General features: G+C 74.1%; 24 protein-coding genes and 1 pseudogene. 15 read left to right on the top strand and 10 right to left on the bottom strand.

All coding sequences use genetic code 11. From position 1 onward, the window contains the following. Positions 1–178: 178 nt before the first annotated feature. Entirely contained in the window at positions 179–814 is a 636-nt protein-coding gene (locus tag AB0K43_RS00260) for an epimerase (RefSeq protein WP_363634293.1), read from the bottom strand. 233 nt (positions 815–1,047) lie between these two features. Here AB0K43_RS00260 and AB0K43_RS00255 point away from each other — a divergent pair, with 233 nt between their 5' ends. After that, positions 1,048–1,989: a hypothetical protein gene (locus tag AB0K43_RS00255; RefSeq protein WP_363634292.1), complete on the top strand. Its 942-nt coding sequence runs from the start codon at positions 1,048–1,050 to the stop codon at positions 1,987–1,989. Positions 1,990–2,091: 102 nt separating this feature from the next. Then, positions 2,092–2,769: a hypothetical protein gene (locus AB0K43_RS00250; protein ID WP_363634291.1), complete on the top strand. Its 678-nt coding sequence runs from the start codon at positions 2,092–2,094 to the stop codon at positions 2,767–2,769. A 291-nt stretch (positions 2,770–3,060) separates the two neighbouring features. Here the strand turns inward: AB0K43_RS00250 and AB0K43_RS00245 are convergent. After that, positions 3,061–3,774, bottom strand: a pseudogene (locus tag AB0K43_RS00245) (membrane dipeptidase); the annotation flags it as partial. Between AB0K43_RS00245 and AB0K43_RS00240 the strand changes: the two are divergent. Next, entirely contained in the window at positions 3,694–3,906 is a 213-nt protein-coding gene (locus AB0K43_RS00240; RefSeq protein WP_363634675.1) for a hypothetical protein, read from the top strand. The pseudogene AB0K43_RS00245 and the gene AB0K43_RS00240 overlap by 81 nt on opposite strands. 91 nt (positions 3,907–3,997) lie before the next feature. Further along, the gene (locus AB0K43_RS00235) at positions 3,998–4,579 is read left to right on the top strand and encodes a hypothetical protein (RefSeq protein ID WP_363634290.1); all 582 of its coding nucleotides are present in this window, start codon (positions 3,998–4,000) and stop codon (positions 4,577–4,579) included. Positions 4,580–4,614: 35 nt separating this feature from the next. Here AB0K43_RS00235 and AB0K43_RS00230 read toward each other — a convergent pair whose 3' ends face one another. Further along, a complete protein-coding gene (locus AB0K43_RS00230) occupies positions 4,615–5,460 on the bottom strand; it encodes a sulfurtransferase (protein WP_363634289.1) in 846 nt (281 codons plus the stop codon). Positions 5,461–5,640: 180 nt separating this feature from the next. On the opposite strand from AB0K43_RS00230, the gene AB0K43_RS00225 reads away from it, so the two are divergent. The 7 genes from AB0K43_RS00225 (at position 5,641) to AB0K43_RS00195 (ending at position 13,647) form a co-directional block, all read left to right on the top strand. Continuing rightward, the gene (locus AB0K43_RS00225) at positions 5,641–6,930 is read left to right on the top strand and encodes a phosphoribosyltransferase (RefSeq protein ID WP_363634288.1); all 1,290 of its coding nucleotides are present in this window, start codon (positions 5,641–5,643) and stop codon (positions 6,928–6,930) included. 202 nt (positions 6,931–7,132) lie between these two features. Next, a complete protein-coding gene (gene hppD, locus AB0K43_RS00220; protein ID WP_363634287.1) occupies positions 7,133–8,341 on the top strand; it encodes a 4-hydroxyphenylpyruvate dioxygenase in 1,209 nt (402 codons plus the stop codon). A 20-nt stretch (positions 8,342–8,361) separates the two neighbouring features. After that, positions 8,362–9,561, top strand: a complete 1,200-nt coding sequence (locus AB0K43_RS00215) for a homogentisate 1,2-dioxygenase (protein ID WP_363634286.1) — start codon at positions 8,362–8,364, stop codon at positions 9,559–9,561. Continuing rightward, positions 9,558–10,379, top strand: coding sequence for a hypothetical protein (locus AB0K43_RS00210; RefSeq protein WP_363634285.1), 822 nt, complete (start codon positions 9,558–9,560; stop codon positions 10,377–10,379). Before AB0K43_RS00215 ends, AB0K43_RS00210 begins: the two co-directional genes overlap by 4 nt. Continuing rightward, positions 10,376–11,593, top strand: coding sequence for a fumarylacetoacetase (gene fahA / locus AB0K43_RS00205; RefSeq protein WP_363634284.1), 1,218 nt, complete (start codon positions 10,376–10,378; stop codon positions 11,591–11,593). Before AB0K43_RS00210 ends, fahA begins: the two co-directional genes overlap by 4 nt. 130 nt (positions 11,594–11,723) lie before the next feature. Continuing rightward, positions 11,724–12,752 carry an enoyl-CoA hydratase/isomerase family protein gene (locus tag AB0K43_RS00200; protein WP_363634283.1) on the top strand — a complete coding sequence of 343 codons (1,029 nt, stop codon included), beginning with the start codon at positions 11,724–11,726 and terminating at the stop codon, positions 12,750–12,752. Positions 12,753–12,870: 118 nt separating this feature from the next. Then, positions 12,871–13,647 carry an enoyl-CoA hydratase gene (locus AB0K43_RS00195; RefSeq protein WP_363634282.1) on the top strand — a complete coding sequence of 259 codons (777 nt, stop codon included), beginning with the start codon at positions 12,871–12,873 and terminating at the stop codon, positions 13,645–13,647. Between the two features lie 24 nt (positions 13,648–13,671). On the opposite strand, the gene AB0K43_RS00190 is transcribed toward AB0K43_RS00195, so the two are convergent. Next, positions 13,672–15,465 (bottom strand): NAD-binding protein, encoded by a 1,794-nt coding sequence (locus AB0K43_RS00190; protein ID WP_363634281.1) that lies wholly within the window; start codon positions 15,463–15,465, stop codon positions 13,672–13,674. A 172-nt stretch (positions 15,466–15,637) separates the two neighbouring features. Here AB0K43_RS00190 and AB0K43_RS00185 point away from each other — a divergent pair, with 172 nt between their 5' ends. After that, positions 15,638–16,222, top strand: coding sequence for a DUF308 domain-containing protein (locus AB0K43_RS00185; protein ID WP_363634280.1), 585 nt, complete (start codon positions 15,638–15,640; stop codon positions 16,220–16,222). A gap of 8 nt (positions 16,223–16,230) precedes the next feature. On the opposite strand, the gene AB0K43_RS00180 is transcribed toward AB0K43_RS00185, so the two are convergent. Next, a complete protein-coding gene (locus AB0K43_RS00180; protein ID WP_363634279.1) occupies positions 16,231–16,854 on the bottom strand; it encodes a LysE family translocator in 624 nt (207 codons plus the stop codon). A gap of 127 nt (positions 16,855–16,981) precedes the next feature. Here AB0K43_RS00180 and AB0K43_RS00175 point away from each other — a divergent pair, with 127 nt between their 5' ends. Then, entirely contained in the window at positions 16,982–17,443 is a 462-nt protein-coding gene (locus AB0K43_RS00175) for an Lrp/AsnC family transcriptional regulator (protein WP_363634278.1), read from the top strand. Between the two features lie 24 nt (positions 17,444–17,467). Here the strand turns inward: AB0K43_RS00175 and AB0K43_RS00170 are convergent, their stop codons facing one another. Continuing rightward, positions 17,468–17,770 carry an antibiotic biosynthesis monooxygenase gene (locus AB0K43_RS00170; RefSeq protein ID WP_350635596.1) on the bottom strand — a complete coding sequence of 101 codons (303 nt, stop codon included), beginning with the start codon at positions 17,768–17,770 and terminating at the stop codon, positions 17,468–17,470. A 145-nt stretch (positions 17,771–17,915) separates the two neighbouring features. Here AB0K43_RS00170 and AB0K43_RS00165 point away from each other — a divergent pair, with 145 nt between their 5' ends. After that, a complete protein-coding gene (locus AB0K43_RS00165) occupies positions 17,916–18,176 on the top strand; it encodes a Prokaryotic metallothionein (RefSeq protein ID WP_363634277.1) in 261 nt (86 codons plus the stop codon). Between the two features lie 9 nt (positions 18,177–18,185). Here AB0K43_RS00165 and AB0K43_RS00160 read toward each other — a convergent pair whose 3' ends face one another. From AB0K43_RS00160 to AB0K43_RS00150, 3 genes are all read right to left on the bottom strand, one after another. Continuing rightward, complete coding sequence (locus tag AB0K43_RS00160; protein WP_363634276.1) at positions 18,186–19,472, bottom strand: bifunctional GNAT family N-acetyltransferase/ATP-binding protein; 1,287 nt, start codon at positions 19,470–19,472, stop codon at positions 18,186–18,188. 116 nt (positions 19,473–19,588) lie between these two features. After that, positions 19,589–20,836: a cytochrome P450 gene (locus AB0K43_RS00155; RefSeq protein ID WP_363634275.1), complete on the bottom strand. Its 1,248-nt coding sequence runs from the start codon at positions 20,834–20,836 to the stop codon at positions 19,589–19,591. An 82-nt stretch (positions 20,837–20,918) separates the two neighbouring features. Further along, a complete protein-coding gene (locus tag AB0K43_RS00150; protein ID WP_363634274.1) occupies positions 20,919–21,713 on the bottom strand; it encodes an EI24 domain-containing protein in 795 nt (264 codons plus the stop codon). A gap of 129 nt (positions 21,714–21,842) precedes the next feature. On the opposite strand from AB0K43_RS00150, the gene AB0K43_RS00145 reads away from it, so the two are divergent. Next, on the top strand, positions 21,843–22,283 hold the full coding sequence (locus AB0K43_RS00145) for a nucleoside deaminase (RefSeq protein WP_363634673.1): 441 nt from the start codon (positions 21,843–21,845) through the stop codon (positions 22,281–22,283). A gap of 88 nt (positions 22,284–22,371) precedes the next feature. On the opposite strand, the gene AB0K43_RS00140 is transcribed toward AB0K43_RS00145, so the two are convergent. After that, the coding region (locus AB0K43_RS00140; protein WP_363634273.1) for a hypothetical protein at positions 22,372–23,092 on the bottom strand (721 nt) is incomplete at its 5' end.

The raw sequence follows: 23,092 nt of genomic DNA, 5'->3' as shown, positions 1-23,092 counted from the left end.
ATGGGGGCTCCAGATTCCGGTGGGGCAGAACGGGAACAGGGCAGGACGGAACAGCGCAGGGCCGGACCGCCGCGCGCGGTTGGGGTGCGAGCGCGGCGCCGGGAAAAACTTGACGCGACCATGATGATTGGGTGAAAGCAAAGCACTCGTCAAGAGGCCCGCCCACCCGGACCGTCGCTCAGCGCTCGGCGAGCCGGTTGATCTCCCGGGTGGGCAGCACGTGCTGCTCGTCCCCGTGCAGCGCCACCGCGAGCATCGCCCGGCCCACCGCCTCGGTGGTGGTCACCCAGCGCGGGAAGCACCGCCGCAGCACCGGCAGCATCGGCCTGGTCAGCGCGTACCCGGCCCGGTACCAGCCGGTGCGGGAGCTGGCACCGTGCAGCGGCTGGATGAAGCCGGGGCGGAACACGTAGGTGCCCCCGCCGAGCGCCAGCAGGTCGTTCTCGGCCCGGCCCTTGACCCTGGCCCACATCGCCCGCGAACGCCCGGTGCGGTCGGTGCCCTCACCCGTGACGTAGGTGAAGACCAGGCCGGGGTTGCGGCCCAGCAGCTCGCGGGCCGCGGCCAGCGGGAAGTCGTAGGAGATCCGGGTGTAGGCCGGCTCGTCCAGCCCCACCGAGGAGACGCCCAGGCAGTAGAAGCAGGCGTCCAGCCCGTCGAACCGGTCACCGACCGGCGCCAGGTCGGCGAAGTCACCGACCGCCAGCTCGGTCAGCTTGGGGTGCGAGCGCCCGAGCGGCGAGCGCACCACCGCGAGCACGCTCGCCACCCGCTCGTCCAGCAGGCACTCGCGCAGCACCCCCTGACCGACCATGCCCGAAGCCCCGAAGACGACAACCCGCAGTCCACCCACAGCGCAGCACTCCCGGCCGATCGACGAATTCCTGACACCGATCCTGGCACCCCGGGCCCGCCGGCACCCCGGCGGCCCGCACCCGGCCGGCACTGCCATCCGGGTGACTCTTGGGGACACGCGCAGCCCGCCGGCCGTGTTCGGGGGATCCCTCGACGGCAGATCGGACCGGACCGTCCCGAAAGGCACCCCCCATGGCATCGAGACTCCGCCTGGCCTCCGCCCGGCTGGCGCTGGCGGTCGGCGCGCTGGCCGCCGGCACGCTGCCGGCCGCCGCGGCCGCACCGGTGGTGCCCGCCCCGCCCGCCGACTTCGGCAGCTGCCGGGCCGGCGCCGCCGCGCACCGCCCGTGCCTCGCCCTCGGCACGCCGCAGCGGCTGGGCCGGGGGCTGGTGCGGACGTACGGACAGCTGGACGGCGGCCGGCCGCTGGCCGTCGGGATCCTCTACTCCGAACACGCCCTGGACGGCCTGCCGACCGCGATGACCGACGGCCACCACTGCTTCGACATCGACGGGGACGGCACGATCGACCCGATGACCGAGTGCGTGGCCAACCACGAGTACGTGCTGCCGCTGCCGCGCGCGGTGCTGGACCTCCCCGGGATGCCGCTGAAGTGGGCCCTGCTGAACTGGAACCCGATGGGGCACCCGCCCGCCGGCGCCTACGACCGACCGCACTTCGACAACCACTTCTACCTCCAGTCGAAGGCCGAGCGGGACGCCATCCGCCCCGGCCCCTGCCGGGGCGTCATCAACTGCGCGGACGCCGCCACCGCCACCCGCGCCGTCCCGCCCGAGTACCTCCCGCAGGGGTACCAGAACCGGAACCTCACCGAGGCGGCCATGGGCAACCACCTGGCCGACCCGTCCTCGGCCGAGTGGCACGGCGCACCGTTCACCAAGACCTTCGTCTACGGCTCGTACGACGCCCGGATCAGCTTCCTGGAGCCGATGGTCTCGCTGGCCGCCCTGCGCGACGCCCGGGACGCGGACCAGGCGTCCGCCTGCGCCCCGGTCAAGCAGCCGCAGGCCTGGCAGCAGCCCGGCTGGTACCCGCGCGCCTACTGCGTCCGGTACCTGGCCGAGCGCCGGTCCTACGCCGTCTCGCTGGAGGACTTCGCCCGGCACGGGTAGCCGGCGGGCGGGCCGCCCCCGTGATCATCCGGCCCTCGGGCAGGGCTACGGTGGAGGCGAGCACCCGGGAGATCCGGGTGAGCACCGGGGAGGGGAACGACCATGTCCGACCTGCCGCACGCGCACTACCTGGCCGCCGTGCACGCCGCACTGACCGCCGAGGGCCTCGGGGTGCGCCGCAGCTGGAGCACGGAGCTCACCCACCGCGCCTGGAACCTCGACGTCGCGGAGCCGGAGGACTCGGACTGCGGCTTCACGTTCGAGCCCGGCCACTTCCAGGAGTCGGGGTGGAGCGACCACGACTGGGTCCAACTCGGCTGGGAGCACCACCGGGGCTGGCACCTGATGGAGGAGGACAGCGGCCTGCTGATCATCCCGCACTTCTCCTACCGCCTGGGGCTGTCCGAGCTGTTCGCCGACCCCGCCGACGTCGCCACCGCGGTCCGGCGGTGGCTGCCCGGCCCGGGCCGGGACGTCCCCGAGCTGACCGGCAGGTGGTCGGGCGCGGACCGGGCCGAGGCGGACCTGCTGGCCTGGCACGAGGGCAACGGCCACTGCTTCACCCGGGACGACGAGCACCGGCGCCGCGACGAGGAGGAGCAGAGCGACGAGCGGCCCGCCGGCTGCCGCTGCTCCTACCAGCCGTGCGGCTTCGTCGCCGTGCGCGACATCCGCTCGGACTGCTCCTGGCATGCCACCGTGCACCGGCGCGGGCTCTACCGGGTGTCCTCGCACGGCCCGACCGACTGCCCGGACACGCCCGCGGGAGACCTCGGCTAGCCGGCCCAGACCCGGGCGGCGTGGTCCAGGACGTTGCGGCCGAGGATCTTCTCGATCCGCTCCGATCCGAAGCCGCGCCGCTCCAACAACCGGACCAGCTCCCGGAACCGGTCCACCTCCCGCAGGTCCTCGACGAACGGGAGGGTGTCGGCGCGCGCCCCCGCCGCCGCCACGCCGCTGCTGCGGCGCAGCTCGACCGCCTCCGCCGCGCGGGCGTGGCCCGGAGAGGGTCAGGAACGGCATGAAGTAGATGCCGACGAAACCGCCGCGGGAGGCGACCAGGCGCAGTTCCTCATCCGTCTTGTTGCGCGGCAGGTCGGCCAGCGCCCGGCAGCCGGTGTGGTTGATCGAGACCGGCTGCCGGGCGGCCTCGGTGGCCTCCCGGCAGGTGCGCTCGCCGCTGTGCGAGAGGTCGACGATCACCCGGCGCTCGTTCAGGCCCGCCACCACCTCGCGCCCGAAGGCGGTCAGGCCGCGGTTCTCCGGGGCCGTCGAGCCGTCGCCGAGATGGTTGGCCTGGTTGTCGGTGAGCTGGACGACGCGTACCCCCAATTCGGCGAAGGTACTGATCCGGTCGAGGTCCGTGCCCAGGGCGACGGCGTTCTGGAAGCCGTAGACGATCCCGATCCGGCCGTCCCGCCGGGCCCGGTGGACGTCCTCGACGGTCCGGACCTTGACCAGGTCCGCGGCGTTGTCGCGGATGATGCCGTCCCACACCGCGATCTCGTCCAGGGTGTGCTCGTACGGCGGCAGGTCACCCATGGTGCAGCCGAGCGTGATGGTGACGGCGGTCAGGCCGGAGGCCCGGGCGTCGGCCAGGGCGCGCGCGTCGACGGCCAGTTGGGCGCTGCTCCGGTTCAGCTGCCCGGCCGGGCCCGCCGCACCGCGTCCGGCTCGGCCGGGGCCAGCGCCTCGCTCGCCCACATGCCGGCGGGGGCGGGCGAGGTCCAGGGGGTGCCGGGCGATCGGGTCGCGCTGCTGGGGGCGGTCCTCGCCGGGGACCATTCCGGGCGCGGCTCGGCGGGCGAGCTGACCGTGTTCAAGTCCACCGGCCACGCCGCGCTCGACGTGGCGGCCGCCCGGGTGGTGCACGACCGCGCGCGGGAGCAGGGCATCGGGGTGCGGGTCGACCTGTGAGCGGTGCGGCCCCGGGGTCCGGTCGCGGAACCGGAACCGCGCGGCGCCCGTCCAAGGGCCGTCACCCCGTCAGCTCCGGAAGGACACCGCCGTGAAGCGTCGCGCCGCCGCCCTCGCCCTGGCCCTCGCCGCCGTCGCCGTGACAGCCGCCTGTGCGTCCCCCGACCACGGGGCCGTCACCCTCACCGCCGTCGCGCCCGCGGCCGACACCGCCGCACCGCCGGCCGACCTGTGGGGCGCCGCCTCCGCGCTCGGGGACCAGGGCCGCGGCGAGTTCGCCGACACCTGGTCGGCGCTGTCCCTGGACGGCGGCCGCAACCGGGTGCTGCTGTACGCGACCGACGCCGACCGGGCCCGCCAGCTGGTCGCGGCCGCCCGCCGGGCCCACCCGGAGACGGCCCGGGTGCCGGTGGACGTCACCGTGTGCGGGTACAGCGCCAGGGACGAACTCGCGGCGGCGCAGCGGGTGATGGCCGCCCAGGGGGACGGCCGGATCCACCTGGAGGTGCTGGGTGCCACCCCGGCGGCGGACGGCACCGGGATCCTGGTGCACGCCACGGCCGAGACGCTGAAGTCGCCCGCATTCGCCCGGCAGGTCCGGGCGGCGGCCGGCGAGGTCCCGGTCCGGCTGGTGGAGGGCCCCCGGGCCGTCCCGGCCGAAGGCCCGCACTGAGGCCCTGGCCACCCACCACCGGGGGCGTCGGGGAGCTACCCCCGGGACGCCGGGCCGGTCTGAACCGGCAGGGCGGAGGGCAGGCCCCACTCGCTCCAGGAGCCGTCGTACACCGCCAGGTCGCGGTAGCCGGCCAGGTCGGCGCCGAGCGCCAGGACGCAGGCGGTCACCCCGGATCCGCAGCTGACCACCAGCCGCTCGCGCCCGCCGACCAGGTCGGCGAACAGGGCCCGCAGCTCGGCGGCCGGGCGCATCCGGCCGGCGTCCTGGAGGTCGCCGAACGGGAGGTTGAGCGCGCCGGGCATGTGGCCGCGCCGCAGCCCGGGCCTCGGCTCCTCGACCTCCCCGGCGAACCGCTCCCGGGTGCGGGCGTCGAGCACCGCGGTGCCGTCCTCGGCGAGTGCCCGCACCACCGCCGCACTGTCGACGATCAGCCCAGGACGCGGCCTGGCCGTGAAGTCGCCGGCGGGCGGCGGCCCGGCCGCGGCCCGGCCCGGCGGCAGCCCGGCGGCGGTCCAGGCCGGCAGGCCCCCGTCGAGCACCGCGGCGCGGTCGAAGCCCATCGCGCGCAGCATCCACCAGGCGCGGGCGGCGGAGTAGATCCCGAGGCGGTCGTAGGCCACGACGGTGCTGTGCCCGCCGACCCCGAGCGCCCGCAGCTCCCGGGTGAACCGCTCGGCTCCCGGCATGGTGTGCGGCAGCGGGCTCGACGGGTCGGACAGCGGGCCGTCCACGTCGAACCGTCGGGCGCCGGGGATCCCCGGGTCGTCGCCCGCGGCGGCGCCCACGCTCGCGTCCAGCACCACCAGACCCGGGTGGTCCAGGTGCTCGGCGAGCCAGCCGACGGTGACCAGGGGCCCGGGGACGGACAGCGCGGCCATGGGGTTACCTCCGATGCTCCAGGGGGTTCGTAGCCTGCCAGACGAAGATCACCGCCCGCGCCCCGGCACCCACCCACCGTGCGCCGGCGGCCCCCGGCCCCCGGCCGAGGCCCCCGGCCCGGCGGCCTCGGCCGGGAGGCACCCGCGGGAGGGTCGTACGGTGGAGGAGGAGGCGGCTTCATGAACTTCACCGACCGCAGGGACGCCGGCCGCCGCCTGGCGGCCGAGCTCACCCACCTGCTCGCCGACGACCCGGTGGTCGTGGCGCTGCCCCGGGGCGGGGTGCCGGTGGCCGCCGAGGTGGCCAGGGCGCTCGGCGCCCCGCTGGACATCTGCGTGATCCGCAAGCTGGGCGTGCCCGACCAGCCGGAGCTGGGGATGGGCGCCATCGGCGAGGACGGTGCCCGGGTGGTGAACGAACGGGTGATGCGCGGCGCGGGCGTCTCCCCCGCGCAGCTCGCCGAGGTCGAGCAGCAGGAGCGGACCGAGCTGGCCCGCCGGGCCCGGCGCTACCGGCGCGGCCGCCCGGGCGTGCAGCTGCGCGGCCGCACCGTGGTGGTGGTGGACGACGGGGTGGCGACCGGCTCGACCGCGCTGGCCGCCTGCCGGATCGTCCGGGCCCGGGGCGCCGCCCGGGTGGTGCTGGCGGTGCCGGTCGCGCCGCAGGACTGGGCCGAGCGGCTGGAGGAGGCCGCCGACGAGCTGGTCTGCCCCTTCACCCCGGCCCGGTTCTGGGCGATCGGGCAGTTCTACCAGGACTTCGAGCAGACCACCGACGACGAGGTGCTGGACTGCCTGGCCGAGGCCGGCGAGCGGCACGCGGCCGAACCCGCCGTCCGGGAGGTCCTCTACACCCTCCCGGACGCCCGGCTGGCCGGCGACCTGCTGGTGCCTCACCACCCGCTCGGCGTGGTGCTGTTCGCGCACGGCAGCGGCAGCAGCCGGCACAGCCCGCGCAACCGCGCGGTCGCCGCCTCGCTCAACCGGGCCGGCCTCGGCACCCTGCTGCTCGACCTGCTCACCACGGCCGAGGAACCGGACCGGGACAAGGTCTTCGATCCGCCGCTGCTGGGCGCCCGGCTGGCCGAGGTGACCAGGCGGCTGCGGGCGGACCCGGCCTGCACCGGCCTGCCGGTCGGCTACTTCGGTGCCAGCACCGGCGCCGCCGCCGCGCTCTGGGCCTCGACCGAGCCGGGCACCGAACCGGCCGCGATCGTCTCCCGGGGCGGGCGGCCCGATCTGACCGGACCCCGGCTGGCCGAGGTCACCGCTCCCACCCTGCTGATCGTCGGCGGCGCGGACACCGGGGTGCTGGAGCTCAACCGGCTGGCCCGGGCCGAGCTGCGCGCCGAGAGCTCGCTGCTGGTCGTGCCCGGGTCGGGCCACCTGTTCGAGGAGCCCGGCGCGCTGGCCGCCGTGGCCCGGCTGGCCACCGAGTGGTTCACCCGGCACTTCACGTTCGAGGATTGATCCGGGAGCCCCACCAGCACCGACCGACCCCCCGAAGGACTGGTCAATCTGAGCAGAAGAAGCGGTCCGGCGCTGCTCACCTTGTACACATTGATCAGTGAAAACCCGACCTGTTGCCCAACCAGCCCTCCAGGAGCAAGCTCAGCGCAACCGATGGCGCCGACCCCTGCGCCGCGGACCCCTCGACGTGGAGGAAGCACCGATGACCGCCAACGCCGTTGAACTCACCCCCGAGGAGCTGGAGGCCGGCCTCGACGCGGAGCAGCTGCGCCGCCTGGTGGGCCTGGTCGAGCACAACCCGGCCAACGACCCCTTCCCGGTGATCGCCCAGGACGCGGTGGTCTTCGTCGTCGGCAACGCCACCCTGACGGCCCAGCTCTACCAGGTCGTCTTCGGGATGGACCTGGTCGCCTACTCCGGCCCCGAGACCGGCCGCCGGGACCGCAAGGCGTACGTGCTGCGCTCCGGCTCCTGCCGGTTCGTGATCAAGGGCGGGGTGGCCCCGGACAGCCCGCTGCTGGAGCACCACCGCCGGCACGGCGACGGCGTGGTCGACCTGGCGATCGAGGTCCCGGACGTCGACAAGTGCATCGCGCACGCCCGGGCCCAGGGCGCCCGGATCCTGGAGGAGCCCAACGACGTCTCGGACGAGAACGGCACCGTGCGCCGCGCCGCCATCGCCACCTACGGCGAGACCCGGCACACCCTGGTCGACCGTTCCCGCTACGCCGGCCCGTACCTGCCGGGCTACGTGGTCGCCGAGACCAAGGTGGAGCGCCCCGAGGGCGCACCCCGCCGCCTGTTCCAGGCGCTCGACCACGCGGTCGGCAACGTCGAGCTCGGCCACATGAACGAGTGGGTCGGCTTCTACAACAAGGTCATGGGCTTCGTGAACATGGCGGAGTTCGTCGGCGACGACATCGCCACCGAGTACTCCGCGCTGATGAGCAAGGTGGTCGCCAGCGGCAACCACCGGGTGAAGTTCCCGCTTAACGAGCCCGCCATCGCCAAGAAGAAGTCGCAGATCGACGAGTACCTGGAGTTCTACGGCGGCCCCGGCTGCCAGCACCTCGCGCTCGCCACCAACGACATCCTGACCACCGTGGACGTGCTGCGCTCGCGCGGCGTGGAGTTCCTCTCCACCCCCGACTCGTACTACGACGACCCCGAGCTGCGCGAGCGGATCGGCAAGGTCCGGGTGCCGGTCGAGGAGCTCAAGAAGCGCGGCATCCTGGTCGACCGCGACGAGGACGGCTACCTGCTGCAGATCTTCACCAAGCCGCAGGGCGACCGGCCGACGGTGTTCTTCGAGTTCATCGAGCGGCATGGTTCGCTGGGCTTCGGCAAGGGCAACTTCAAGGCGCTCTTCGAGTCCATCGAGCGCGAGCAGGACAAGCGCGGCAACCTCTGAGCCCCTGAGGAGACTCCACGATGGCGCACTACCGGCAGCTGGGCAGCATCCCGCCCAAGCGGCACACCCAGCACCGCACTCCCGAGGGGGGCCTCTACTACGAGGAGCTGATGGGTGAGGAGGGCTTCTCCTCCGACTCCTCGCTGCTCTACCACCGGGGCATCCCCTCGGCGATCGTGGACGCCCGCCCGTGGGAGCTGCCGGACCAGTCCACCAGCCCGAACCTCCCGCTGGTGCCCCGCCACCTCAAGCTGCACTCGCTGTTCGAGGGCGAGGAGTGGAAGGACACCGACGCGGTGGCCGGGCGCCGGCTGGTGCTCGGCAACGGCGACGTGCGGATCAGCTACGTGGTGGCGGGCGCCCCCAGCGAGCTGTACCGCAACGGGCTGGGCGACGAGTGCGTCTACGTGGAGTCCGGCTCGGCCACCGTGGAGACGGTGTTCGGCACCCTGGAGGTCGGCCAGGGGGACTACGTGATCATCCCCCGGGCCACCACCCACCGCTGGGTGCCGGCACCGGACGCGCCGCTGCGCGCGTACTGCATCGAGGCCAACAGCCACATCACCCCGCCCAAGCGCTACCTCTCCCGGTTCGGCCAGCTGCTGGAGCACGCGCCGTACTGCGAGCGGGACCTGCGCGGGCCGGTCGGGCCGCTGCTGGTCGAGGGCACGGACGTGGACGTGCTGGTCAAGCACCGCGGCAGCAACGGCGTGGTGGGCACCCGGTACACCGTGCCGCACCACCCGTTCGACGTGGTCGGCTGGGACGGCTGCCTGTACCCGTACGTCTTCAACATCGCCGACTTCGAACCGATCACCGGGCGGATCCACCAGCCGCCGCCGGCCCACCAGGTCTTCGAGGGCCACAACTTCGTGATCTGCAACTTCGTGCCGCGCAAGGTGGACTACCACCCGCTGTCCATCCCGGTGCCGTACTACCACGCCAACGTGGACAGCGACGAGGTGATGTTCTACTGCGGCGGCGACTACGAGGCCCGCAAGGGCTCCGGCATCGCCCAGGGCTCGATCTCGCTGCACCCCGGCGGGCACACCCACGGGCCGCAGCCCGGTGCCTACGAGCGCTCGATCGGCGCCGAGTTCTTCGACGAGCTGGCGGTGATGGTGGACACCTTCCGCCCGCTGGAGCTGGGCGAGGCCGGCACCGCGAGCGAGGACCCGGGCTACGCCTGGACCTGGTCCGGCCGCGGGCCGGGCCGGTGAGCGTCCCCGCCCTCTACCGGGGGCTGTTCGACGACGCCGCGCTCTTCCCGCCGGGAGAGCTGCCGCTGCCCGAGGCGGTGCCCGCCCACGCGGCGCACCGCACGGCCTGGTACGCCGAGGCGGTCGGCCCGTTCCTGTGCGGGGCGGGCCGGCTGGCCGAGCTGCGGGCCGCGGTGGCCGGGCCGCTGCGGGTCGCCCTGGTGCTGCCGGGCGGCAGCACCCAGCTGGCACCCGCGCTGGCGGCCGCCGAGGGGCTGACCGTGGCCGGCGTGGAGCTCGCCGACCCCGACCTGCCCGCCGCGCTGGCCGCACTCGATGCGCAGCTGCCCCCCGGTGCCCCCGCCGCGGTCGAACTCCCGCGCGGCGAAGGGCTGGAGGCCGGGCTCGACCTGCTGGCCGGCACGCCGTACCGGGCCAAGTTCCGGACCGGCGGACTGGCCGCCGGGGCCTTCCCCACCGAGGCCGAACTCGCGGCCTTCCAGGCCGCCTGCGCCGAGCGCTCGCTGCCCTACAAATGCACGGCCGGCCTGCACCACGCCGTCCGGCACACCGACCCGGCCACCGGCTTCGAGCACCACGGCTTCCTGAACGTCCTGCTGGCCGCGGCGGCCGGCGAGGACGCCGCGGCGGCCGCCGAGGTGCTGGCCGAGCGCTCCGGCGAGGTGCTGGCGCGGGCCGCTCGCGCCCTGACGGAGGACCAGGTCACACTGGTCCGCGGCCGGTTCACCGCCTTCGGCACCTGCAGCGTCGCCGAGCCGCTCGACGACCTGGCCGCGCTCGGCCTGCTCGCCCCACCCGCACCACTGGAGGACCGTTGACCCCCGCCACCTGGCTCGCCGTGCCGGCCGACTCCCCGTTCGGCGTCCACAACCTGCCGTACGGCGTCTTCACCGCACCCGACCGGCCGGGCCGGCGGCGGATCGGCGTCCGGATCGGCGAGCAGGTCCTGGACCTCGGCGCGACCGCCCGGGCGGCCGGCGCGCCCTCCGTCCTGCTGGACGCGGACACCCTCAACCCGCTGATGGCGGCCGGGCGCGCCACCTGGACCTCGGTGCGGGCCTCGATCACCGAGTGGCTCACGGACGAGGCCCACCGCCCGGCCGTCAGCCCCAACCTGGTGCAGCTGGACGAGGTCGAGCTGCACCTGCCGTTCGAGGTCGCCGACTACGTCGACTTCTACGCCTCCGAGCACCACGCGACCAACCTGGGCCGGCTGTTCCGCCCGGGCACCGAGCCGCTCACCCCCAACTGGAAGCACCTGCCGATCGGCTACCACGGCCGGGCCGGCACGGTGGTCGTCTCCGGCACGCCGGTGGTCCGACCGCACGGCCAGCGCAAGGCGCCCGCCGACCCGCTGCCCTCCTTCGGCCCGTCCCGCCGGCTGGACATCGAGGCCGAGGTCGGCTTCGTCGTCGGCACCCCGACCGAGCTGGGCAGCCGGGTGGCCCTGGCCGACTTCGCGGAGCACGTCTTCGGCGTGCTGCTGCTCAACGACTGGTCCGCCCGGGACATCCAGGCCTGGGAGTACGTGCCGCTCGGCCCGTTCCTCGGCAAGTCCTTCGCCACCTCGGTCTCCCCCTGGGTGGTCCCGCTGGCCGCCCTGGAGCACGCCCGGGTCGCCCCGCCGGCCCGCGACGTGGAGCCGCTGGCGTACCTGGACGACCGCGCGGCCGAGCCCTGGGGACTGGACCTCGACCTGGAGGTCTCGCTCAACGGCCACCCGGTCTCCCGGCCGCCGTTCGCCTCGATGTACTGGACGGCCGCCCAGCAGCTCGCCCACCTGACGGTCAACGGCGCCTCGCTGCGCACCGGCGACCTCTACGCCTCCGGCACCGTCAGCGGCCCCGAGAAGGAGAGCCGCGGCGCCCTGATCGAGCTCACCTGGAACGGCGAGGACCCGGTCAAGCTCCCCGACGGCACCACCCGCACCTTCCTGGAGGACGGCGACCAGGTCACCATCACCGCGACCGCACCGGGCCCCGACGGCGCCCGGATCGGCTTCGGCGAGGTCTACGGCCGGATCATCCCGTAGCGCGCACGTCACCGCCGAGCCGTGCACTCCCGGGGGCACCGGGGCAGCCCCGGCAGGGGGTGCACGGCTCGGGTCCGAACCCGCTCTAGGCTGTCCGGGGCACCGACCCTCGTGACCCGGAGGACCTGGCATGGATGTGCTCGTCGAGCGGGACGGCCTGGCCGGCCGCCTCACCCTGAACCGGCCCAAGGCGCTCAACTCGCTCACCCACGAGATGCTCCGCACCCTGCGCGCGGCGCTGGACGACTGGGCCGAGGACGGATCGGTGGCCACCGTGGTGCTGACCGGCGCCGGGGAGCGCGGGCTGTGCGCGGGGGCCGACATCCGGGCGATGCACGACGACGCCAAGGCGGGCGGCCACGGCTTCCGGGTGTTCTTCCGGGACGAGTACCTGCTGAACGAGCTGATCTCCCGCTACCCCAAGCCCTATGTCGCGGTGATGGACGGCATCACCATGGGCGGCGGCGTCGGGGTGTCCGCGCACGGCAGCCTGCGGATCGTCACCGAACGCTCCGCCGTCGCCCTGCCGGAGACCAGGATCGGCCTGGTCCCGGACGTCGGCGGCAGCCACCTGCTGGCCCACGCACCGGGCGAGCTGGGCACCCACCTCGCGCTCACGGCCGGCTCGATGACCGCCGCGGACGCGCTGCACTGCGGCTTCGCCGACCACTACCTGCCGAGCGCCGAGCTGCCCGCGCTGCTGGCCGAGCTGGCCCACCGCCCCGCCGCCGAGGCGGTCGCCGCCCGGGCCGTCGCCGCACCGGCCTCGGAGCTGGCGGCGCAGCGCGGGTGGATCGACCACTGCTACGCCGCCGACGAGGTGGCGCAGATCCTGGACCGGCTGGAGGACAGCGGGGTGCCGGAGGCCAAGGAGGCCGCCGAGCAGATCCGGTCCAAGTCGCCGACCGCGCTGAAGGTGACCCTGGCGGCGCTGCGCCGGGCCCGCGGCCATCGGGCGCTGGCCGAGACCCTGGAGCAGGAGTACCGGATCTCCTGCGCCGCGCTGGACGGCCACGACCTGGTCGAGGGCATCCGGGCGCAGGTGGTGGACAAGGACCGCGACCCGCACTGGCGGCCGGCCCGGCTGGCCGAGGTCACCGCCGCCGACGTGGCCCGGTTCTTCGCCCCGGCCCCGACCGGAGCGCTCGGGATCGGGTGACCACCGTCTCAGCAGTCGAGACTGGCGCGTCACCCGCTGTGTCCGCGAAGGTATGGACGGTCAGGGCGGGTGGAGTGCCGTCACAGCCACCGTCACATCGCAGAGGGAGTCAACGACGATGACCGAGTACGAGACGATCCTGGTGGAGCGCAAGGACCGGGTCGGGCTGATCACGCTCAACCGGCCGAAGGCGCTCAACGCGCTCAACACCCGGCTGATGAACGAGGTGGTGGCCGCCGCCCGCGCGTTCGACCGGGATCCGGAGATCGGCGCCATGGTGATCACCGGTTCGGAGAAGGCCTTCGCGGCCGGCGCCGACATCAAGGAGATGCAGGACAACCACTTCCCCGAGGTCTACCTGGACGACTGGCTGGGCCCCTGGGACGAGCTGGGCCGGGTGCGCAAGCCGGTGATCGCCGCGGTGGCGGGCTACGCGCTGGGCGGCGGCTGCGAGTTGGCGATGCTCTGCGACATCCTGCTGGCCGCCGACACCGCGAAGTTCGGGCAGCCGGAGATCAAGCTCGGGGTGATCCCCGGCATCGGCGGCTCGCAGCGCCTGACCAGGGCGATCGGCAAGGCCAAGGCGATGGAGCTGTGTCTGACCGGCCGGATGATGGATGCCGAGGAGGCCGAGCGGGCCGGCCTGGTGTCCCGGATCGTCCCGGCGAACGACCTGCTGGACGAGGCGCTGGCGGTGGCCGGGACGGTCGCCGCGATGTCCACCCCGGCCGCGGTGATGATGAAGGAGAGCGTCAACCGCGCCTTCGAGACCACCCTCGCCGAGGGCGTGCGGTTCGAACGCCGGCTGTTCCACGCCGCGTTCGCCACCGCCGACCAGAAGGAGGGGATGGCGGCCTTCGCCGAGAAGCGCCCGCCCGCCTTCAAGCACCGCTGAACCGGCCGGCGCCGCCGGCCCGGCTCAACTCCCCTCGGGTTCGAGGGTGTTGAGCCGGGCCAGCCCGCTCCGGGTGGCCGCCACCACGATCCGGTCCCCCGGTCCGAGCCGGCGGGCCCGGTCGGCGAAGTTCCACTGGTACTCCTGCGGGCGCCGGGCCAGCCGGACGGCGATCACCCGGACCCCGCCCGCACCCTCGATCTCGTGGGTGTCCCGGCCGAGCAGTCCGCTGCCCGGTGCCGCCGTCAGCTCGGCGATCAGCAGCACGTGCCGGTAGACCGAGAGCGTGCCCAGCACCTCACGGCCCATCAGCGCGGCCGCGAAGGCCGGTGCGGACAGGTAGGAGACCGAGCGGGAGGCCACGTTGCCCAGGGTGGCGTAGACGTGATGGGCGAAGTCGTCGTCGAACAGCCGAACGACGATGCGGACCTCGGGGCGGACCGCGCGGGCCTCCAGGGCGGCCTCCAGGTTGGCCGCGTCATCGGTGGTGACGGCCACCAGCGCCCGGCTGTACCGGACCCGGGCCCGCCGCAGCTGGCTCTCCAGCGGGGCGTCGCCGACCAGGACCGGCAGGCCGAGCGCCCGGACGGCCGCGATGCCACGGGCCTGCGGGTCACGCTCGATGCAGACCACCGGGACCCCGGTCGCGTGCACCAGCGTGGCCACCCGGGTGCCGACGTTGCCGAGCCCGACCACCACCACGTGGTCCCTGGTCCGGGAGCCCGGCGCCCTGGGTAGCCCGCGCCGCCCGGTGGCCAGCATGTCCACCACGATGGCGGTGGCCACCGGCACGAAGGTGATCCCGCAGAAGGTCACCACCACCTGGGCCAGGCGCGTCCACGGCCCGCCCGGGGCGCCGGCGCCCGGCTGGTCCGGCTGGGCCGCGCCGGCCAGGTCGAGCAGCGTCAGGTAGGCCGCCCAGCCGAGGCTGCCGTTGTCGTGCCAGATCACCCAGCCGCCGACCAGCACCGCCACCAGCGCGGTGGTCAGCACCAGCCGGAGCCGGACACTGGTGAAGTAGCGCAGCACGTCCTGGAGCCACCAGCGGGCCCGCTTCCACCACGGGATCCGGACCGGCGGCTCGCTGGTCAGCGCCTGCAGCACGGCGACCTCGCCGCGGTCCGCCCCGGCCGCCTCCGGGGCGGCCGCCCGGCCGAGCTCGATCGGCCCCTCGGAGCCGAGCCGCCGGGCCAGCGCGATGAACTCGGCCGCGCGGCCGCCGGTGTCCGGCAGCAGCCGGAGCCGGCCGAGGTCCTGCCGGTCGATCCGGTCGGCGACCAGGCAGATCTGGTTGCCCTCGATCTCCTCGCCGTACGCCACGTAGAGGTAGCGGTCGCCGACCTGGACCGAGTTGGGCCGCCCCAGCGCGCCGTTGGCGAAGGCCGGCGCGGCGGTGGCCGAACCGGACAGCGCCGCGCAGTTGGGCAGCAGCTTCTCGATGTGCTCGCCGAGGCGCAGGTTGAACATCCGCAGCACGATCCGGATCCCGGGGTTGCGGCCCCGGGCGGTCAGCGCGGCGTGGATGTTCTCCTGGTCGGTGCCGTCCATCAGGGCGACCCCGCGCGCGACGTCCACCCCGGCGGCGCGCAACGCCTCCTCGGAGACCGTGCTGTACTCCAGCACCTCGGCGACCACGGCCAGCTGCTCGATCCGCGGGCCGTGGTCCCTGGTCCGGTCCGGCACCAGCGCGACCACCGGCACCTCGTAGTGCTCGATCAGCTCCACGATCAGCCGGTGGGCCAGTGCGTTGCCGCCGCAGACGATGTAGTGGCCCGCCGGCGGCTCGGTCTGAGGGTCCCCCTGCCCTTCATCCGTCATAACGTCCGATCCTATGTCGCCCGAACGGATCAACGGCTGTCCGGCGGGTGACTGACGGACCATCATCAGCTGTCCTGACGGATCATCCGAACGGCGGAACGGCGCGCGCGGGCTCCCGGGCGGGCCGGGAGAGTGGGAGGGCCCCTCACCTCCGCCCGTCAGGAGTCGCACGATGGCCGAGCCGTACCCCCCGATCGACGGTCCGTTCCAGCGGCTGGCCCGGGCCGCCTGGCAGGTGGTGCTGGCGGCCGGCCTGGCCTCGCTCGCGCTCGGGGTGATCATCTTCGTCTGGCCGAAGCAGACCCTGTGGGTGGTGGGGGTGCTGTTCGGGATCTACCTGGTGGTGATCGGCGTGTTCCAGCTGCTCGCCGCCTTCGGGACGCACGGCCAGACCGCGCTGCGGGTGCTGGCCTTCATCAGCGGCGCGCTGTGCGTGCTGCTCGGGCTGCTGTGCTTCCGCAGCGCGGTGCAGTCGATCGCCCTACTGGGCATCTGGATCGGGATCGGCTGGCTGTTCCGCGGCATCACCCTGGTGGCCGCGGCCGGCTCCGACCCGGGGATGCAGGCCCGCGGCTGGCAGATCTTCGTCGGTCTGCTGAACGTGCTGGCCGGCGTCCTGCTGATGGTCTGGCCGGTCCACTCCGTCACCGCGCTGGCCCTACTGGCCGGCTGCGGCCTGGTGGTGCTGGGTGTGGTGGAGGTCGTCACCGCGTTCCGGATCCGCGGGCTGGCCAAGGACCTACCGGCCGGGGTCTGAGCCGCGGGTCAGGCGCTCGCGGTGACCCCGGCGACCAGCAGGAGCAGCACCGCCGAGACGGCGGACAGCCGCCGGGCCGCCGTCGGGGTGCCGCCGACCGAGGAGCCGAGCCGGCCGGCGGCGATCGCCAGCAGGCCGTAGACCACCGCGCAGCACAGCACGTTGACGGTGCCCAGGGCGAGCACCTGGGTGCCGATCGGCAGGCCGGCCGAGGGCTCCACGAACTGCGGCACCAGGGAGAGGTAGAGCAGCAGGCCCTTGGGGTTGAGCAGCGCGGTGGTGAGGGACTGCCGCAGCACGGTGGCGGTCGGCTGGGGGCGGGCCGCGGGCAGCTCGCCGTCGGTGCGGCGCAGCGAGAGCAGCATGGTGACGGCGAGGATCGCCAGGTACGCGGCGCCGGCCCAGCGCAGCGTCGGCAGCACCGCCGGCACCGCGCGCAGGGCGGCGGCCAGGCCGGCCGTGGAGAGCAGGGTGTGCACCGCGTACCCGGCGCAGACGCCGAGGACGGCGGTCAGCGCCGCCCGGCGGCCCTGGCCGAGCCCTCTGGCGGCGATGTAGAGCCAGTCCGGGCCGGGGGTGCAGACCAGCAGCAGGTCGACCCCCAGGAAGAGCAGCAGCGCGTGCGCGTTCATGACACCCCGAGTCCGCGGACGCGTCCTGGTGACGGTCGTCCTCGGTGACCGAACGTATCCGGATCGGGCTGGCAGCCGATGACCGGTTCGGGCGTGCCGAGCCACGACTGCGGCAGAATATTGCGCCATGGACCGAATCGACCGCAGAATCCTCCACGAGCTCCAGCAGGACGGGCGGCTGAGCAACGCCGAGCTGGCCTCCCGGGTGGATCTCACCCCCTCGCCGTGCCTGCGGCGGGTGCGGCAGCTGGAGCAGGACGGGGTGATCCGCGGCTACCGTGCGCTGCTGGACGGCGCGGCGCTGGGGCGCGGCTTCCAGCCCTTCGTGTCGATCGTGATGCGGCACGAGGACCGGGCGACCGTGGCCGAGTTCGAGCAGCGGGTCGCGGCGCTGCCCGAGGTGGTGGAGGCCCACCGGCTGTTCGGCGACCCGGACTACCTGTTGCGGATCGCGGTCGCGGACATCGCGGCGTACGAGCGGTTCATCACCGATATGCTCTCCGGGCTGCCGGGGATCGCGCAGGTCAACTCGCACCTGACCATGAAGCAGGTGAAGGCCGATCAGGGGTTCCCGCAGATCCGGCCCTGACCGCCGGGTGCCCCGGCCGCGCGCTCAGGCGCCGAACGGCTGGTAGTGGGCCACCTTGGGCGGGTGCTCCAGGTAGTTCAGCTCGCCCTCGGCCCACACCGGGCGGATCCGCCACATCGGCCCCGCGTAGGCGAGCAGCGACTCCTCGTCGGTCCAGCGGGTGATCATCAGGACCCGGTGGTCGCCCTCGACCACCGCCGTCATCAGCTCACCGCCCACGCAGCCGTCGGTCCGCAGGATCTGCGGCAGCACCTCCTCGGCGAGCTGCGCGCGGAAGCCGGCGGCGTGTCGGGGCGCGACGTGCGCCTCCCAGATTCGGACGATCATCGGGGCCTCCTCGGCCGTAGATCCCCTCGTGTTCCAGTATCCGTTCGGCGGCGGGTCGATTTGCCGGGTCCGGCCGGCGGCCGAAGACTCGGAAGGTGCCGGCCGGCCTGCGGCCGGGCCCGGAACGCGGGAGAGGAATCGCGGTATGGCCGTCTGTGTGGTGTGCAAGAACGACTACTGGCTGTCCTTCGAGATCAAGACGGTGAGCGGGGACACCTACACCTTCGACAGCTTCGAGTGCGCGATGGAGAAGCTCGCGCCGCGCTGCGAGTACTGCCAGGTGCGGATCGTCGGGCACGGGGTCGAGGTCTCCGGCCGGTTCTTCTGCTGCGCGAACTGCGCCCGGCGGGACGGCGGGCTGGGCGAGCAGATCCGGGACGCGGTGGGGGTCCACCCGGGGGCGTGACGCCGCGGCTCAGACCCGGGCGTGCGAGCCGATGTCGGCGGTGAACTCCTCAATCATGGCGGGGGTGACCGTCGGCCGGCACTGGGCGACGGCGGCCAGGTAGTCCTCGGTGCCGGCCCCGTCCGTGGCGGGACCGCCGTCGCCGAGGTCGCGTTCGAAGGCCGCCTGGGCGGCGATCCGGGCGGCGTGCTCGATGTCGGCCGGGGTGAACAGCTCGCTCGCCGGGACCAGGGCGGACAGGTCGACGTCGTCCCTGGTCGCGGCGTGGCGGGACCAGATGGCGGCCCGGGCGGCGGCGTCCGGGGTACCGATCGGGATCAGGTAGTCGAAACGGCCCGGGCGCAGGAAGGCCGGGTCGAGCGAGCGGATCGAGTTGGTCGCGCAGACCAGCAGCCGCTCCTCGCCCTCGCGGAAGCCCGGGATCAGCTTGAGCAGCTCGTTGGTGACCCCGTGCATGCCGCCGGCGGCGCCCTCGGTGCGGACCGGGGCGATCTCCTCCACCTCGTCGATGAACACCAGCACCCGCTCCAGCTGCGCGATCCGGGCGAACGCCGCCCGCAGCGCGGCGGCGAGGTTGCCCCCGTCCGCCAGCCGGGACGGCAGCAGCTCGACGAACGGCCAGCCGAGCCGGGAGGCGACGGCCCGGGCGAAGGTGGTCTTGCCGGTGCCGGGCGGCCCGAACAGAGCGATCGCGCGCGGCGGCCGGACCCCGTGCCGGGCGGCCCGCTCGGGCTCGGCCAGCGGCAGCACCACCCGCCGCTCGATCAGGTTCTTCTCCGCCTCCATTCCGGCGACCTTCCCCCAGAGGTCGCCCGGGAGCACCCGCCCGCCGAGCTCCTCCAGCAGGTTGGCGGCCGGTCCGGCGGCCGGCTCGGACTTCTCGAAGTAGGCGACCGCCGGGCGGCGGCTGTAGCCGGCGTTGCGCAGCCCCTCGCCGAGCAGCTCCTCCTCCGGCAGCACGTACGCGATCCGGCGCACGTGCTGCGCCACCAGCCGGCGTTCCAGCTCGCGCAGCAGGGCGCTGGCCAGGCCGCGGCCGCGCCAGGCCGGGGCGATCGCGATCCGCATCACCCAGGCTCGGTCGCCGGCCAGGTGGGCCAGCGCGGCGCCGATCGGCACCCCCCGGCTGACCGCGACCACGGCGGGCTGCCGGGAGGTGAGCGCGGTGATGCACTCGGCCAGCGAGAAGACCGACTCCTGGCCGAGCCCGGCGGTGGTGTCGATCAGGTGGACGACCGCCGCCAGGTCGTCCTCGCGGTAGTCGTGAACGAGCCAGTCGTGAACGGAACGGTGCACCAGGGCCGCCTCTCCTCGTACGTGGTCCCGGAACGGTAGGACGAGGCGCGGGGCGACGGCGCGCACCGGTTCGGACAAGGGGACGCGGCCGAACCGTACGAAGCGGGGGTGGCCGCTCAGGCGGGCGGTGTGAAGGCGAAGCCCAGCGACCTGACCCGGTGGTCGAAGCTGGACGGGATCAGCTCGGGCTCGCCGACCGCGCGGAGGTCGGGCAGGCGGGTGAACAGCTCCCGGTAGAGCACCTTCATCTCCTGCCGGGCCAGGTAGGCGCCGAGGCAGAAGTGCGGGCCGCCGCCGCCGAAGCCTAGGTGCGGGTTGGGCGAGCGGGTGATGTCGAAGGCGTCCGGGTCGGTGAAGACCGCCTCGTCCCGGTTGGCCGAGCCGAAGAACAGCACCACCTTGTCGCCCCGGGCGAGCGGGGCGCCGTTCAGCTCGTGGTCGGTGGCGAGCGTGCGGCGGAACTGGATGATCGGCGTGCTGTGACGGACGATCTCCTCGACCGCACCGCCGATCCGGGCGTCGAAGTCCTCGGTCAGCAGGGCGCGTTGCCCGGGGTGCCGGGTCAGCAGGTGCAGGCCGTGGGCGAGCGCGTTGCGGGTGGTCTCCACCCCGGCCACCAGCAGCAGCGAGAAGAAGGCGCCCAGCTCGCGGGAGTTGAGGTGCCGGCCGTCCACGTCCGCGGTGACCAGCGCGGAGATCAGGTCGTCGGTCGGGCGGCGGCGGCGCTCGCGGCCGAGCGCGGCGATCACACCCTGCATCCTGGCCAGCGCGCGCAGGCCGCGCCCGGGGATCCGGAGCCGGCTGCGGGCCACCCCGGTGTGCTCGGAGGCGTGGTTGATCTGGGCCAGGATCTCCCGGCGCTGCGGCCCGGGGATGCCCATCATGTTGCAGATCACCTGGTAGGGCAGCTCGGCGGCGACCGCGGTGACGAAGTCCGCCGGGCGCCGCTCGACCACCTGGTCCACGATCCGCTCGGCCACCGCCCGGATGTCCTCCTCGACCCGGGTGATCAGCCGGGGGGTGAAGGCCCGGGAGACGATCCGGCGCAGGTCGGCGTGGTGCGGGTCGTCCAGGTTCACCATCGAGTCGCCGAACAGGGCCCGCACCCAGCGGGCCGGCTCCGGGGTGGTGACGCCGGGGCCGCTGAGGAACACCTCCGGGGTGCGGCTCGCCGCCACCACGTCGGCGTGCCGCACGAGCGCGTGGAAGGACCTGCCGGTGGTGCGGTCGGTGAGGACCGCCGGGCGGTCGAGTGCCCGCAGCCGGGCGAAGGCGGCGGCCCGGTCGGCGGCCGGCAGCCGCCAGAACTCCGGGTCGCCCGGATCGGTCCCGGACTGGACGTCGGCGCGCGCCGGTGCACTCATGAATGAATTTATGGTGCACCGGCGGACGCACTGTCAAATTACCCGGCCATTCGAATACCTGAATGCATTCGAATTCCCTGTGCTATTCCTTGAACAGGTCGATCGGTTCCTGCGGCTCCCGCTCAGGCTCCGGCTCCTCGGTGACCGGGGCCAGGTCCCGCCCCAGCAGGGTGGCGCCGGCCACCGCCCCGGGCATCGCCAGCACCGTCACGAACGGCACCAGGAAGAGCAGCGTCACGCCCACGCCGAAGCCCAGGGTGAGCGGCAGCCGCCCGCGCAGCAGCCGCAGCCGCTCCCGCTGGGCGATCCCCCGGCGCTGCAGCGCCACCGCCGAGAGTTCCGCGGTCAGGTAATAGCCGGAAACGCACACCCCGAGCACCGGCACCACGGTCTGGCCCACCAGCGGGATGAATCCGCCCACGAACAGCAGCAGGCCGAAGCCGACCACCCGGAGCAGCACCTGGAGACTGTCCCGGGCGGAGACCACCAGCTCGCGCCAGAGCCCGAGGCGCGGCGCGGGTGGGGCGCCGCCCTCGGTGTCGTCCACCTTCTCGCAGAGCGACTCGTAGAACGGCTGCCCGACCAGCAGCGTGACGGCGGTGAACGTCACCAGCGCCAGCAGCCCGCCCCCGGCCAGCACCACCGCCACCACCAGCCCGCGCAGCACGCCCTGCCACGGCGAGCTCCAGTGGTCCGCGAACGGCGTCGCCCAGTCGGCCACGTCGTCCGACCACACCACCAGCGCGGCCAGCGCCGCCACGTACCCGACCAGCGTGATCAGCGCGGGAATCATCCCGAACCCCCACCACCGGCCGTGCCGCGCCACCCAGCGCTGCCCCTGGAACAGATAGCCGACCCCCGCCGCAAAATCTCGCATAGCAGCAGCCTACGGGGGCCGCCGCGGCCCTTCCCGGGCGGTCTCACGGACGGTGCGGCGGGGGTTACGGATCCGGCGCGGTGGCCGATGATGAGGTGCGGGGGCCGGGCGGAGAGGGTGGTGGCCCAGATGGATGTCGAACGGATGCTGGCGGTGGCGGTCGAGGAGGCCAGGGCCGGATTGGCCGAGGGCGGGATCCCGATCGGGGCCGCGCTGTTCGGGGCGGACGGCGAACTGCTCGGGCGCGGCCACAACCGGCGGGTCCAGGACGGCGACCCGTCGATGCACGCCGAGACCGCCGCGTTCCGCGCGGCCGGCCGGCTGCGCGGCTACGGGCGGACCACGATGGTGACCACGCTCTCGCCCTGCTGGTACTGCTCGGGGCTGGTACGGCAGTTCGGGATCGGCCGGGTGGTGATCGGCGAGGCCAGGACGTTCCGCGGGGGCCACGAGTGGCTCGCCGAGCACGGCGTGGGGATCACGGTGCTGGACGACCCCGCCTGCGTCCGGCTGATGACCGGGTTCGTCGCGGCCCGGCCGGAGTTGTGGTTCGAGGACATCGGCGAGTAGCCGGCCGCGCTCCCGGACGGCCCCGGACAGCACCGTGCCCGCCCGGGCGGGAGTCGCTCGGACGGGCACGGTCGGGCACGGCCCAGGGTCAGCTACGGGCCTCGGCGACGGCGCCGCCGAGCGCCTCCTTGATCCGGGGACCGAGCCGGGCGAAGCCCAGCTCCTTCATCGCGGCCCGCAGCAGCTCGTCCTCGGTACGCTCCGCACCGTCGCCGTCGATCCACCGCACCAGCGCGGTCAGCTCGGCGGCCGAGTAGGCGGTGACGGGACGACCGGGGGTGAGGTCCGGCTTCTTCGGACGACGGGCCTTCTTGGGCGCCTCGGCCTCGACCTCGGCCTCGACCTCGACCGGAGCGGCGGCCTCCTCGACGGCAACGGGCTCGACGACCGGCTCGACCTCGGGCGCAACGGCCTCCGGCTCGGCCTCGACCTCGACCTCGACAGCAACCGGCTCGACGATCGGCTCAGCCTCGACCTCGGCAACCGGCTCGACAGCCAGCTCAGCCTCAGGCTCGACAACCGGCTCGACCTCGGCCTCGACCTCGGGCTCGACAGCCTCCGGCTCGACCTCGACGGCAACCGGCTCGACAACCGGCTCGGCCTCGACCTCAGGCTCAACGGCAACCGGCTCGGCCTCGACCTCAGGCTCGACAGCCTCCGGCTCGACCTCGACGGCAACCGGCTCGGCAACCGGCTCGACCTCGGCCTCGACAGCAACCGGCTCGGCCTCGACCTCAGGCTCGACAGCCTCCGGCTCGACCTCGACGGCAACCGGCTCGGCAACCGGCTCGACCTCGGCCTCGACAGCA

It is taken from the genome of Kitasatospora sp. NPDC049258, from assembly GCF_040678895.1.
GTDB lineage: Bacteria > Actinomycetota > Actinomycetes > Streptomycetales > Streptomycetaceae > Kitasatospora.
This window is presented reverse-complemented; position numbering and strand designations above follow the sequence as displayed.